The 13,471-nt window shown below is 53.1% G+C and carries 12 protein-coding genes and 2 pseudogenes; 5 read left to right on the top strand and 9 right to left on the bottom strand.

Annotated elements, in window-relative coordinates; all coding sequences use genetic code 11:
• Nucleotides 1-282: 282 nt before the first annotated feature.
• Complete coding sequence (locus EXW71_RS22790; protein ID WP_134661192.1) at nt 283-1,974, top strand: trypsin-like peptidase domain-containing protein; 1,692 nt, start codon at nt 283-285, stop codon at nt 1,972-1,974.
• A gap of 167 nt (nt 1,975-2,141) precedes the next feature.
• Here EXW71_RS22790 and EXW71_RS22785 read toward each other — a convergent pair whose 3' ends face one another.
• The 4 genes from EXW71_RS22785 to EXW71_RS22770 form a co-directional block, all read right to left on the bottom strand.
• The gene (locus EXW71_RS22785) at nt 2,142-3,017 is read right to left on the bottom strand and encodes a TIGR02391 family protein (protein ID WP_218569382.1); all 876 of its coding nucleotides are present in this window, start codon (nt 3,015-3,017) and stop codon (nt 2,142-2,144) included.
• A gap of 155 nt (nt 3,018-3,172) precedes the next feature.
• Complete coding sequence (locus EXW71_RS22780) at nt 3,173-4,312, bottom strand: hypothetical protein (protein WP_134661191.1); 1,140 nt, start codon at nt 4,310-4,312, stop codon at nt 3,173-3,175.
• On the bottom strand, nt 4,309-4,806 hold the full coding sequence (locus tag EXW71_RS22775; protein ID WP_134661190.1) for a DUF4365 domain-containing protein: 498 nt from the start codon (nt 4,804-4,806) through the stop codon (nt 4,309-4,311). The genes EXW71_RS22780 and EXW71_RS22775 overlap by 4 nt, the downstream gene beginning before the upstream one ends.
• A 244-nt stretch (nt 4,807-5,050) precedes the next feature.
• Entirely contained in the window at nt 5,051-5,413 is a 363-nt protein-coding gene (locus EXW71_RS22770; protein ID WP_134661189.1) for a helix-turn-helix domain-containing protein, read from the bottom strand.
• A 114-nt stretch (nt 5,414-5,527) separates the two neighbouring features.
• Between EXW71_RS22770 and EXW71_RS22765 the strand changes: the two genes are divergently transcribed.
• Both EXW71_RS22765 and EXW71_RS22760 read left to right on the top strand, forming a co-directional pair.
• Nucleotides 5,528-6,262: an SDR family NAD(P)-dependent oxidoreductase gene (locus tag EXW71_RS22765; RefSeq protein ID WP_134661188.1), complete on the top strand. Its 735-nt coding sequence runs from the start codon at nt 5,528-5,530 to the stop codon at nt 6,260-6,262.
• Between the two features lie 69 nt (nt 6,263-6,331).
• Nucleotides 6,332-6,931, top strand: coding sequence for an NADPH-dependent F420 reductase (locus tag EXW71_RS22760; protein ID WP_134661187.1), 600 nt, complete (start codon nt 6,332-6,334; stop codon nt 6,929-6,931).
• Between the two features lie 69 nt (nt 6,932-7,000).
• On the opposite strand, the pseudogene EXW71_RS29485 reads toward EXW71_RS22760, so the two are convergent.
• Nucleotides 7,001-7,435: pseudogene (locus EXW71_RS29485) on the bottom strand (methyl-accepting chemotaxis protein); the annotation flags it as partial.
• A gap of 102 nt (nt 7,436-7,537) precedes the next feature.
• A pseudogene (locus tag EXW71_RS29480) lies at nt 7,538-8,224 on the bottom strand (PAS domain-containing protein); the annotation flags it as partial.
• An 880-nt stretch (nt 8,225-9,104) separates the two neighbouring features.
• On the opposite strand from EXW71_RS29480, the gene yiaY reads away from it, so the two are divergent.
• Nucleotides 9,105-10,253 (top strand): L-threonine dehydrogenase, encoded by a 1,149-nt coding sequence (gene yiaY, locus EXW71_RS22750; RefSeq protein WP_134661185.1) that lies wholly within the window; start codon nt 9,105-9,107, stop codon nt 10,251-10,253.
• 148 nt (nt 10,254-10,401) lie between these two features.
• Here the strand turns inward: yiaY and EXW71_RS22745 are convergent, their stop codons facing one another.
• The 3 genes from EXW71_RS22745 to EXW71_RS22735 all read right to left on the bottom strand — a co-directional run bounded on the left by EXW71_RS22745 (nt 10,402) and on the right by EXW71_RS22735 (nt 12,442).
• Nucleotides 10,402-10,848: a GNAT family N-acetyltransferase gene (locus EXW71_RS22745; protein ID WP_134661184.1), complete on the bottom strand. Its 447-nt coding sequence runs from the start codon at nt 10,846-10,848 to the stop codon at nt 10,402-10,404.
• Nucleotides 10,849-10,989: 141 nt separating this feature from the next.
• Nucleotides 10,990-11,550 (bottom strand): ATP phosphoribosyltransferase regulatory subunit, encoded by a 561-nt coding sequence (locus EXW71_RS22740; protein ID WP_134661183.1) that lies wholly within the window; start codon nt 11,548-11,550, stop codon nt 10,990-10,992.
• Between the two features lie 370 nt (nt 11,551-11,920).
• Complete coding sequence (locus EXW71_RS22735; RefSeq protein ID WP_134661182.1) at nt 11,921-12,442, bottom strand: hypothetical protein; 522 nt, start codon at nt 12,440-12,442, stop codon at nt 11,921-11,923.
• Between the two features lie 232 nt (nt 12,443-12,674).
• Here EXW71_RS22735 and EXW71_RS22730 point away from each other — a divergent pair, with 232 nt between their 5' ends.
• Entirely contained in the window at nt 12,675-13,391 is a 717-nt protein-coding gene (locus EXW71_RS22730) for a class I SAM-dependent methyltransferase (protein ID WP_134661181.1), read from the top strand.
• Nucleotides 13,392-13,471 lie beyond the last annotated feature (80 nt).

Genomic DNA, 13,471 nt, shown 5'->3' with positions numbered 1-13,471 from the left:
GCAATCGGCCAATAGCTGCCATTTGTAACCGGCAGCAGTCCACCATTAGCTGCCGGCAACGCTGCCTAGGATACGCGATCGATTCACTGAAATTGACTGCAAAATCGTGGGCCTCGATCTGCTGGCTAATTGCTCTTGCGATCCCGGAGAAGGTGAAGTAGGCTCAATCGGCCTCCATTCGGGTATTAAATAGGGTTGTTCAAATGCGACCCGGCTCAAAAATGCTACAAGCAACATCCCTTTGCGACTCTGGGGAATTATCTTTAAACGATAGGGTGAAATATGAATGGAGGTTTTTTCCTAAACTTCACGACCCTCAATCCGTACACCGCACCTGAAGATCTGGCAACGCTTCTTGGGACGGACTACGGAAAAATCAAGCATTTTTACTACCGCGGAGACATGAAGCGGCATTATCTTGCCTTTGAAATTTCGAAAAAAAGTGGCGGAAAACGCAAAATATTGGCACCGACTGACAAGCTTAAAACTATCCAAGGGCGGATAGCTGGCTTGCTTTCTAAACTCTACAAACCAAGGGCGCCAGTCAAAGCATTTCTAGTTGGACAATCAATTGTTGCTAACGCCCGGCCTCACTGTAGAAAAAAATACGTCTTCAATATCGACTTGGAAAACTTTTTCGGAACGATCACTTTTAGGCGTGTTCGAGGGATGTTAATGGCGAAGCCCTATTCGCTGTCCCCAGAGACCGCTTCAGTAATTGCTCATCTAACGACTGTAGATGGTCTGTTGCCCCAAGGCGCTCCAAGCTCTCCAGTTATATCGAACATGATATGTGCAAGTTTAGATAGAGAGCTTTACTCGTTGGCGAAGCGTCATCGCGCAGTTTATACACGTTATGCTGATGATATGACGTTTTCATTCTATACCCCAATACAGTATGTGCCTAGAGAGCTGGTAGAGTGGCGTGAGTTAGACGGCAGGCCAAATCATTACAGCAGTAAGGTTGGGCATGAACTCGCCGCTGTAATTGCAACTCAAGGATTTAAAATAAACGAAGACAAGGTCAGGTTGCAGGGGGGGCGTGAGCGGCAAATCGTAACTGGGCTCGTGACCAATCAAAAACCGAATGTGCCGCGGCCATACATTAGAAAAACTGCGGCCTTGATACACTCAGTAGAAAAGTTCGGCTTAGAAGTTTCCACTTCGATTTTTAAAGAAAAAAATCCCAATTCGACTGCAGATGTTGAAACGCACCTACAAGGGCGACTGCTTTATATAAAACAAGTAGTTGGTGAGGAGTCGAAGGTCTACAGAAGGCTTGCGCAAAGATACAACATGTTACCGATCAAATCCAAGGTTCCTAATACCCCAATAGCTACTCCTGAAGACTCCGATAATTTTAAAATCGGAAAATTCATAAAGGATAAATGCTGGGTAATTGAAATTAACGAGGAGATAAACGGCAAGCTTGTCAGTAGCCAAGGTAGCGCGTTCCTGATTGGTGGTCGTTTGTTGGTAACTTGCGAGCACGTGCTTGCTGAAAATTTTATTGATGGCGAAAGAGTTGAAGTTAATGAGTGCTTGATCAGGAGGATGGGAGACGTAAATATTTACGAGGCAAAGGTCATCATTCGTAGTAAAGACCTTGATATTGCGGTACTAAAAATCGTAGACCCTCCCGCTGGTCTAGAAGTGTTCTCTCTGGAGGATATCAAAGAGCCAAATATTGGTGATCGAGTGGCGGTTCTAGGCTTCCCGAATTTCAAGGAGGGTAGTAATGACGTTGGAGTTTTGAAGTGCAGGCTTACTAACAAGTATCCATTAAGTGGTGTGATGCATAGTGAGGTTGATAAGACCTTATATTCTGGCAATAGTGGTGGCCCTGTTATTAACACGAGTTATCACGTAGTTGGGATTGCAGCTCAAGGTGCCGCTGGCAATTCTGAAGGCAAGAACTCGTTTATTAGAGTTTCAGAGTTAAAAAGGTATCTAGATAAGAGCGGAGTAATATAGTCTCGTTCTGCTTTCGGCTGCTTTCGCGCTGATTCCAGCCTAATTCGACTGATACGCGTCTGCCAAAAACAGGGCGTGAGTAGGGCTAGCTCAGCAACGCTCATTTACGAGATTTTTTGTTGTACTCAAGTGCCTCGGTGCGCTTGAACCGCTATGACTGGCCTGCGTTAAAGCCTGGACGGCATCGTTGAGGCATCAATTTTTCGATGTATCATCGACGCTAGTGTCAGCAAATCTTCTGCGTCTTTCTTACCGATCGGCCAATGAATTCTTGCAGCATGAGCGGTGGGGTTACGGAACATACCAAACGTCCCCTTCACCAAATTGGCGAACCCCCTTTGCTCACCCTTTTCACTCTCCGTCGAAAGCGCATTGATGGCGAGCATAGGAGGTGTCCCACCCAATGCACGATCAACCAGAACAGCGCCATCGTCTATTAGTCCAGTGCGAGCCTGCAGCTTCGAAGCGATGCTTTTCATTGCTTCGAGAACAACGTGAAAATAGTCATCTGCAAGGAGCTCCGCGCGGCAAAACTTAAGGATATCTTCATGTACCTCACGGCTGAGCATATCTTCACGTAGTTCATTAGCCCGCCGAAAAGCGTCACCTAAAGTTTCAGCAGCCCTAATAGGTTCAATTTCTCCAGAGGCTGTAACGAATAGCCCAGAAAACAGTAACGCACGGTTCAGATTGGTCCTAAGGGGCTCGAAACGTTCGGAATGCCTAAGATACCGCTCAGGCTTCATTGCCACCCGGATAAATTTTAAAACCGCACGCCGATCGCGCCGTGAATTCTGGCTTTCGACAAATGCATCGTAGATACGGGTGCGTTTAGTGATAGCACCCGGGTCGATCATTCTAGCCAGGGGAAGAAGCATACCGATCTCGGGACCTGTCAGACCCTCTTCGGTATGGCCAAGCGCCGATGCTATGGCCTCCAGCTGCGACTGCGTAAACATTGGCTCCATTTTGTCCATCCCTGTGTGTTCTCGATCTTCTATCTTACATATCCGTCCTGCCAGTGAAATCAAAAGTGGATTCACCTGCACCTGCTTAGAAGCTGATGGTCAAGAAAGCACCGTCCATCCTACATAGCCCTCAAGCTCAGGCCGGGTGGAAAGCGGCAGAGCATTTTACACCGATAGTCACTTATACTACCTCGTTACGAGCCCTTTAACCGACTACCAGCTTGACTTAGTCAGAAGGGGAACTCACCGTTCGATAGGACCCGAAAGCCTGATGGATTAAGTAGCTTCGAGCTTCGAGCTGAAACATGAAGATCTCCAGTGCATTGAATCGCTGCTTTCTGCTTATGCGCATTTACGGCGTCCATGTATTCATCAGGCCCAAGCTGAATAGATACATGCTTTTCAAGTTCACCAATCATCGTCGCAATTGTGATGGTACCCGCCTCATCATTCAACGGCCTATCTAATCGTTTGATGGAACCTATAATAGTCCGCCTTGGCAGGACATAATTGTCTTTGTAATAGGCTGAAGCGTCCGCAATTTTGACGACACTCTCAACATCAAATCTAAATGATTTAATTTGTGAAACGACTTCAGGGCGATGCGACGGGGTGATTGAAATCTCAAAACCTCGCTTCTTTTCTGCACCACTGAGTCCTACAAGTGCATCGCACATATTGGAGCTTGCCCCTCTGGTAACTGCAGCATCAAATACAGTGAGGTCTCCAGCTGATGAGAATTCATCGATCGCAAAGGTAAGAGCCTCAAGACTAGATGCCAAATTTGCAGTGACTATATTGGACAATGGAATATCTTCAAAAGATCCCTGATCGCTTTGACTAGGCCCAACTGGAGCGATTATATTTACGATATAACTACCAACCTCGGTCTGCCCCAATCGGAGCGAATTGATGTATTCCTTCACCTCTGGCGAACGCTTCCCCATAAAGTGCCGTCGCTTCGAAGCTGTAGACATTACCGCAGAAGCCATCAGATCACGCGCGCGTATGTTAAGAAGTACACCGTCATTTATCGGAATAGTCCCCGCATCAACGTCGTTGTGAAATACACGTATACGGACTAGGTCCGCAAAGTTCCCCATGACTTCTTTCAATATGGTTAGAAATGATCGATCTTCAAGTTGCGATATAGCAATTACTGCATCCACCATGCGGTCTGCGAAGTCTTTAGCAGAAGCTGAACTCGGCAGCAGAATTTCTGCATCGGACTGATCAGTGCTGGATCTATGCCATATTGACGCGAGCCCCTTGAAGTCGCCATCGCGAAACCAACCATGGGACAGCATGTATGTCTCTAATTGTGCTGGAGTTATGTCGTTAATATGCTTCGCAAGTTCATCCCGTCTCATACGCTTTCCCCATTACTGGCCAGCGTTAACAGGTGTCGCAAGCTGGTGGTGGTTAGCCGCTGTGTAAGCGGAATCTCAACGGTTACCGACGAGTTATTACTAGTACTGGGATAATCCCTGAGTGACAGCCAGTAGCAGGTGTTGTGCAGAGTCATGTGCGAGGCATGGTGCTCGACCCACAACCCATCATCTTCTGGGACCAATAGCACAACGAGGTAACGCGGACAAATCACGTTACTGCCGCGAAGATCGTCGAAATTTTTGCGAGACAGAGGGAATTTGATGACGTTTCCCGACACCAAATCCTGAGAGGTGCATTTCAGCTGCAACTGAACCATGGGGTTCCGGAGCAGGCCGGTAAATCCCTTACCCGAAAGCTGGATATCGATGCTGTCGTCGTCAACCATTGGCTGACTTGGGTTAAGCCCTGCTTGGGCTGCCATTGCGTGCACATAAGCAATATTGAACTGCTCTTTCCTCTTGCCTGCATCCATACGAGATCAACTCTATCATTCGTGCCCCTGGGGAGAGCTTTCCTTATCTGGCAGACTTTAGCGGATACAGATTAGATCGGCTTTGTTTTTTTCAGACGCTTCCGGATGTCCGCTTCTGGCCGATAACTGCCCTTGGCGATAGTCAGTTATCGGCCCAAAAACGCTCAACCATAAGCAGCTACCCCCAACCAGAACCGACCAACCTAATCCACATCCCCCATGCCACACATCTTTATACCCCCAACTAACCCACCGCATCACGCTCGGCAAAAATACACGCCATCTCCGCCGCATTCTCGGTCCCCCACGTGCAAAGCGGCACAATCGCAGTAGCCAGGCTGCCACCCAACGGGGTGAGCGCGTAGTCCACACGTGGCGGCACTTCCTTGTAGTCGGTTCGTGCCAGTACGCGATCTGCTTCCAAGTCCTTCAACTGCTGGATCAGCACTTTGTCGCTGACGCCGGGGATCAGGCGCTTCAGCTCGCCGTAGCGCTTCGGGCCGTCGCGCAGGAAAAACAAGACCAGCGGTTTCCACTTGCCCGAGATGATGCGCAGCGTGGCGTTGAGCCCGCAACCGGTGTCACAGATTTCAGAGGTCTTCGTCATTTTTTTGATACTTACCAAAAGGTGCATACTTGTCCTTAGGTTATCAGGCCCGCATCCTTGGTCTCAAGCAGGCAGTTGCCTGTATGGGTACATCGCCAACGAAGGATGCACGACATGACCAGACTGAATGGAAAGACCGCCGTGATCACCGGCGGCGCTACCGGGATCGGCCGCGCGGCGGCAAAGCGCTTCATCGAGGAGGGCGCCTTTGTCTACATTTTCGGCCGCCGACAGGAAGCGCTCGACGCCGCTGTGGCCGACCTCGGCCCGAATGCCCGCGCGGTGAAGGGCTCGGTCTCCGACCTGGCCGACCTCGACCGGCTCTACGCAGCGGTGAAGGCCGAGCGCGGGACGCTCGATATCGTCTTCGCCAACGCCGGAGCGGGCAGCCCGCTTGCACTCGGCAAGCTCACCCCTGAGCACATTGACGACACCTTCGACACCAACGTGAAGGGCTTGATCTTTACGGTCCAGAAGGCGTTGCCGCTGATGGGGCAGGGGGGCTCGATCATCCTGACCGGGTCGAGCGCCGGCACTACGGGGGCGCCGGCATTCAGCGTCTACAGCGCGAGCAAAGCGGCTGTGCGCAACCTCGCGCGGACCTGGGCGGAGGACCTGAAAGGCACGGGCATCCGGGTAAATGTGCTGTCGCCCGGACCGACTGCGACCGAACTCGCCAAGGAAGCGCTGGGCGAAGAAGGCATGAAGGTCTTCGCCGCGATGAATCCGCTCCAGCGCATGGCCGATCCGGCTGAAATCGGCGCCGCCGCGGCGTTTCTTGCGTCGCAGGACAGCAGCTTCATGACCGCCAGTGAGGTCGCCGTCGACGGCGGCTTGGCGCAAATCTGACTCGCTGCGCCCGGCTGCTTGCTCCACCGAAATGGGGAGCCCGTTGGGCGTGGTAATCGAGGACACTGTATGAGCTATGCAATTATCGGCTTCGGCAATCTGGGCAAGGCCCTGGCTAAAGCGTTCGCCCGCAGCGGCATTCAAGTCTGCGTTGCAACCACCCGCGATCCTGAGAGCTTTGCCTCCGATGCGGCCGCTATCGGCCCCGGGATCATGCCTGCCACATTGGCGCACGCCCTCAAGGCGGACGTGGTTTTTCTGGCCGTGCGTTTCGAGTCCCACGGGGATGTCGCGAAGGCGCTGCCGAGCTGGAACGGCAAGACCCTCATCGATGTGACCAATGCCTATGGCGTGCCGCCAGAGGAACTGCAAGGGCTGCCTTCTTCCAGCGTCATCGCTCAAGCCTTCACGGGAGCAAGACTGGTCAAGGGCTTCAACCATTTGGCTGCCGGCGTTCTTGGTCAGGACCCGGCCATACAGGGGGGCAGGCGAGTCGTTTTCCTGGCGGGCGACGATGACCAGGCCTTGGTGGAAGTCGCTGCGCTTGCGGAAAACCTCGGTTTCTCGCCGATCAAGCTTGGCGGCCTATCGGAGGGTGGGTTGCTCGTGCAGGCACGTGGAAATAGCTGGGGGCAGCTGATTTTCAAGGACCTGGTCAAGTTCGACTGAGGTGATCCGGCTTGGTGGGCCAGGGGCCGTGCCAGCCTGAGCGAGGTCGGCTTCGGACCACCTCGCTCGCTAAGCCAGCTGATTCGCAAACCGGCCCACTGCGTCGACCACTTGCTTGGCGCCGTCCTGAATCTCAACAATGACCTGGCCTGCCTGTGTGGCAAGTTCAAGACCTTGTTCAGCTTGGTTCTTGCTGTTTGCCATCTCAGCGACGGTCTCATCCACCAGCTTCTGGTTTTGCAACACAACCGAAGCGATCTCTTCAGTCGCCGTGCTGGTGCGTCCGGCCAGTTGTCGAACTTCATCAGCCACCACCGCAAAGCCTCGCCCTTGCTCGCCTGCGCGAGCCGCTTCAATCGCAGCATTTAAAGCCAGAAGATTGGTTTGCTGGGCAATACTGCTGATCGTCTGAATAATTGAGCTGATCAACAGTGACTGTTTGCCAAGCGCTTCGACTCCTCCAGAGGCAGCCTGCATATCAACGGCGATTTTACGCATGGTATGCATGGTGTCGTTGACGACGACGGCGCCTCGTTGAGCGCTGACATCCGTCTGCTGAGATATTTCAAATGCAGTTTGGGCCGCTCCACTGACTTCGTTTTCACGGGCGACCTGATCGGTCACCACCGTCGCAAATTTCACCACTTTGCAGAGGTTTCCTTCGGTGTCGTAAACCGGGTTGTAGGTTGCTTCCAGCCAAACGGTTTGGCCGTGACTGTCGATACGTTCAAAGCGGCCGGCAACAAATTCACCCCTGTTCAACGTTGCCCAGAAATCCTTGTACCCCTGGGACGACGTTTCCTCTGGTTTACAGAAAATACGGTGATGGCTGCCTTTGGCTTGTGCCAGGGTGTAGCCCATCGCTTGTAAAAACCGATCATTTGCCTTCAGCACATGCCCTGATAGATCGAACTCGATCACCGCGGTAGAGCGAAGTAATGCCTCAATGAAGGACGCGTTTTCCGATGCTTTCTCCAAGCGGGAGGTGATGTTCGTAGCGTAGCAAGTGATGTGACTCAACTGGCCGCTCGTATCCGTGATGGGTTGCCAATGTGCATGAATCCACACTAACGAACCGTCTGCATGAAGGTATCGGTACTCGTCGGTGATGGACTTACCTGCGGCCACTGCAGCTCGAAAATTCTGAAAGCACGGCAGTTTGGAAACGTACTGCGGCACAATCTCGGCCATGGGGCGACCTACAAGCCGGTCCGGGGTATAGCCCAACGCATTGGCAAAGTTGTCGTTGCATGCCGTAATTTTAAAGGTGGAATCGATACTTAGCGTCAGCATTTCACGGTTCAGGCCATCGCGCAGTTGGCGCAGTTCCGACAGCTCGCTTTCCTGGGATTCAAGCTGCTTCTTGAATTTGTTGTTGAACATGGGAAACCGCCTCTTGAGTTATACCAATCCTATCGGCCTATCAAGGTGCATATTGAGGCCATCCATGGGGCAAAACGGATTCAGCTGAACACAGCGTAGTTGAGCAAAATTTTTGTGACAGGCGAAATTGCATTATCGGTTTTCAACGGTTTGCCTATGGACAACTTTTGCGAGTGGCGCGAGCTGAAGGTCGGCATCGGCCCATAGCAAACGCTCCTACACCGACATATTTCAACCATTCGCTAAGTGATACAGCGCCTTGACATGAGATGCCGTCAGCCCAGTGCGGCGCAAATGCAACGACCTGTCCCTCGGCTTTAAGGACATAGATTTATAGATGATCATTTGTCATCAGCCCTGCAAAAGACGCCACACCAAAAAACGGGGCTAGGCCAAATGCCAGTCAGTTAAGGAGGAGCATAGTCACTGTGGCGAGGGAGCTTGCTCCCGCTGGGTCGCGAAGCGGCCCCAGCTTTGGGCTTGAAAAGACTGGGCCTGCTACGCAGTCCAACGGGAGCAAGCTCCCTCGCCACAGGTTACTCGTTGTCCGCTCTCCGTGCGGGTTTGAGTCTGCGCGAGTCAGATTTTCTGCCGCTGCTATGGAATGGCTGAAGCCCTGTTCCAGTACTAAAGGAGGTGCGTATGTCAGCTAAAGGAGCATTTCGGTCTGTCGCCACAGGTTTAGGCTCAGCTTCGTGATCGTCAACGATGACAACCACAGGCGCCGCAACACCTGCGAGATGAGTACCTCACTAGCTCCGGTGTCTCCATAATAAAAAGAGGAATTATCATGAGTAGCACCTTCTTCATACCATCCGTGAACATGATGGGCATTGGCAGTCTCGACGAAGCGATGCTCGCAATCCGCAAGTACGGGTTCCGCAAAGCACTGATCGTCACCGATGCCGGCCTGGCCAAGGCCGGCGTGGCTGCAACGGTCGCCAGCCTTTTGGCTCAGCAAGACATCGACTCCACCCTGTTTGATGGCGCCAAACCGAATCCGACCGTCAGCAACGTGGAGAAGGGCCTTGAACTGCTCGGCCGCAGCAACTGTGATTTCATTATCTCCTTGGGCGGTGGTTCACCCCATGACTGTGCCAAGGGCATTGCCCTTTGCGCCGCCAACGGAGGGCACATCAGTGATTACGAAGGCGTGGATCAATCCGCTAAGCCACAAATGCCGCTGATCGCGATCAACACCACTGCCGGCACGGCGAGTGAAATGACCCGTTTCTGCATCATCACTGACGAAGTCCGGCATGTGAAAATGGCCATCGTCGACCGCAACGTCACCCCTCTGTTGTCCGTCAACGACCCTTCGCTGATGGCCGCCATGCCCAAAGGCCTGACCGCCGCGACCGGCATGGACGCACTGACCCACGCGGTCGAAGCCTACGTCTCGACGGCGGCCACGCCGATCACCGATGCCTGCGCACTCAAAGCCATCGAATTGATCTCGGCCAACTTGCGCACTGCTGTTGCCCAGGGTGACAACATGACCGCCCGTGAAAACATGGCCTACGCGCAATTCCTTGCCGGCATGGCCTTCAACAATGCTTCACTCGGTTATGTACACGCCATGGCGCACCAGCTGGGAGGGTTCTACGACCTGCCTCACGGTGTGTGCAATGCTATTCTGCTGCCTCACGTGTCGAGCTTCAACGCCAGCGTATCCCCGGCCCGGTTCAAAGATATTGCCCATGCAATGGGGGTTGATACTCAGCATCTGGATGCGGAGAGAGGCGCTGGTGCGGCTATCGCGGCCATCCGCAAGCTGTCTGCGGACGTGGGGATTCCGAGCGGACTCATCGAACTGGGTGTGAAGGCTAACGATATTCCGACCCTGGCAGCCAATGCCATGAAAGATGCCTGCGGCTTCACCAATCCGCGTCCTGCCAATCAGGATGAGATCGAGCAGATTTTTCATACGGCGATGTGATTGATGTGAAGTGATATTGGAGAGAACGCCCCGCCTTTGGTTAAAGTACGGGGTGTTTTGGTTTTGCTCACAGAGGGTTGAATTGGCTCACTTGCTTGGCCGGAAGCAATCTGTCATGAGCGGCGACTGTCGGCCGAACGCTGCCTGATCAGGCCTTGACCAGCTCCATGATGTGGGTGGCATGGGCATCTTCTGTTCTCATGAAGCCGCAGCGCAGGTAAAACGCGTCACCTCCAGACGTATCGGTGGAAAGACGCACCTTCTGAAAGTGAAGAGCAGCATGTGCAACCAACGCTTTTACCAGCGCTTGGCCGACGTGTTGATTTCTTGCCGCAGGTGCCACGTACACTCGTCGTAGCCTTGCGGTATCGCGCTTATTATAGGGATCAACTGACAGCCCTCCGATTCCTATCACTTGCTGGTTCGAATACGCTGCCATGAGGCATTCACCGGGCGCGCTGAAGCGATTCGTTCCAGAGTGCCACTCAGTAACCAGGCGCGTAAGAAACCTGAAACCTTCTGCCACTGCCTCTTTCTCCAAAGCAAGAACTTCCTCCGGCAGGTGCGTAATCTGCCGAATTTCGATTAATTTCATTCATCGTCCCTTATTCGGTGAGAGTCCTTTAGTTGATCGCAGATGCATCGGGCGCACGCTATGAGCGATAGCAGTCCAGACAATCCGAGATCATTTAGGCCGCTGGATTGAAAGCGCCTCCTGTTGGAGGCGCCTTAAAGATCACAGGCTCTGAGTGATTCCTGAGGCCAGCACCAACCGTTCAAGTCCGATGCCGAACCCAGCGCCCTCTCGATAGGCACCGCCACCTACGACTTGTTGTTGTGCACCCAATCCGGGACAACGCACCTCGAACCCATTGCCCTCGAGGTAATAACTCAGTCCACGTTTCACTGCGAGATTGAGTTCATACTCCAGACCCAGCGTATCAAGAAAACCAGTGCAAATTGTCTGGCTGCGCTCCAAAGCCTGCGCGGGTTTGGGGCTGAGAATTTCAAGTCCCAGTTGAGTGAATTCGCGATAACGACCGGCTTGGGGTCGTTCATACCGGTAACATCGCGCTATATAGAAAAACATCGCTTCTTGTCGTGATCCGAGAAGCACATCGTTGCGCTCCTGAAAGAGCGCGGTTGCTTCCGGGATGAGGCAACAAGAGCGTCCGGCCTTGTCATTGAAGGCCCACATTTGTCCGATAATTTCACTTGCGCCGGCTTTCTCAATGAAAGTGTCCTGGCCCCACAGCGCAGGAACTATGGCCTCTTCAGCTCCGGCATCAATGAAGATAGCTCCGAAAACGGCCTTCTATCTCACGCATGATTGCAGCTTCTTTTCCAGTCACTATTCGAGTTCCACGAAGCATGGTCCTGTTCACAATCTCCAATTTACGGGCAATAAAAAAGGCGCCATTGGCGCCTTGGTTTGGTTCATTGAGTGGTCAGAATCGATGTTTCGAACTCTGATCAATCCATGAGCGTACGCAACCGCGGCACCCTGAACGAGGTCCGTGATGATGATGGCGATTGCTTGGAATAAATTGAGTCATAGGGAATCCTTGCACAAACGCGGGTGCGCCTACAAGCCGTCGGATTTTTTGACAAGCCGGCGACTCGTTCCACCGAAGCCGTTTTCACACAGCCTGGACCCATAGCGGTCATTAAATTGAGGTAACGAAGCGGGTTTCGAGGCTTACACTTACTGGCGGTAGCGCATTAATCAATACAACGGCGGCGTCGCCCTGATTAAGGTAGATCAATGAGTCGCCGGTCTCGAACGTAACTCTGAATCCGGCTAGCCAAGGCTCTTGTCCGTTGAAAGAGTCAAGAACTCCCTCAACTGCGCAAATTTTTGTGTTTTGGAGGTGGGTTGCTGATAGATCTGCAAGTAGGTTTTCCCTCTTCCAAGAGCAGGTCACGTTCGGCTCTATCTCGAAGGAAGCCGGCGTATCAGAAGGCAACAAGTCCGCGCCTACTCTCTCGCCATCACTCAAGAGATACATGGATAGAACTTCTCGTTCGCCAAAACGCCACTCTAGAGAACCTATGTCTCCCAGATCTTTCTCGTCGTTGAAATAGTACTGATCGTGCAGCAGTACGCTCAGCCGCTTTCCCAAAAGCGAACGTGCGTTTTGCAGGTCTAGGGCAGCTCTTGTAGTGGATGGAGAGTGTCGGCTAGACATCGGGCACCTCATACAGGTGGGAACAGGGGCAGATACTACACAAATGCGGTTATGTCCGCTTTCGGTCGATACCCGTCCTGCGCAGAGAGCGACCACGGATCGTTAGTCAACTATGACCCATGTTCAACCCCACCCAGGTTTTATTCCTTACAGGAATGCAATCCATAAAATTAATGAATTTTTATTATCGCCACACATGACCTAAGTTGGTTCAAGGACATGGAGAACCACCTTGAACTCATCACCGCTCAACTCAGTTGAAAAGTTTGATAACACCCGTGCCAATGAGTACGCACGCCAGAGCCGTATCGCGCTGGCCGGTTATGACGCCTGTCAGGATCTGGCGGCGTGCATGCTTGCGGCAAGCCTGGGCAATGGGGGCTCGGCAAAAGTCCTGGCAGTCGGCGCGGGCGGTACGGCGCAGGAGATCGTCGCCATGGCCAGGCTTGAGCCGGGTTGGCGTTTCACCGCCGTTGACCCTTCCGAATCGATGCTTGAAACCGCGAAGCAGCAGTTAGCCGCCAATGACCTGCTCGACAGAACCGAGCTGGTGCTTGGGCACGTTGAAGCGCTGGCGCCGGATGAGTCTTACGACGCAGCCACGTTGATCGGTGTACTCCATCATCTTGATGGGGATGAGGCCAAGGCACACATCCTGCGATCCATTCGGGCTCGTCTGAAACCGGGGGCTCCGCTGATCGTGGCGGGCAATCAATATGCCTATGCCAGTCAGCCGTTACTCCTGGCAGCCTGGGGGCAACGCTGGCGGCAGCACGGCGCCAGCCCGGATGAAGTGAAAGCCAAGCTTGGGAAAATTCTTCAAGGCGCTGACCCGCCACATTCTGAAGCGGCGGTTCAAAAGCTGTTGCATGCGGCGGGTTTCGGGGACGCTACGCGTTTTTTCAGCAGCCTGTTCTGGAGTGCCTGGTTGACGTGTAAATCAGACTGAGCAGAGAGGCGGGCGGCAGGTCTGTTGCTGCCCGTCGGCACCTCAGCTACGCGTACCGCTTGCGCAGCCCGGTCATCACA

The organism is Pseudomonas sp. BCA17 (assembly GCF_004519405.1).
Lineage (GTDB): Bacteria > Pseudomonadota > Gammaproteobacteria > Pseudomonadales > Pseudomonadaceae > Aquipseudomonas.
This window is presented reverse-complemented; position numbering and strand designations above follow the sequence as displayed.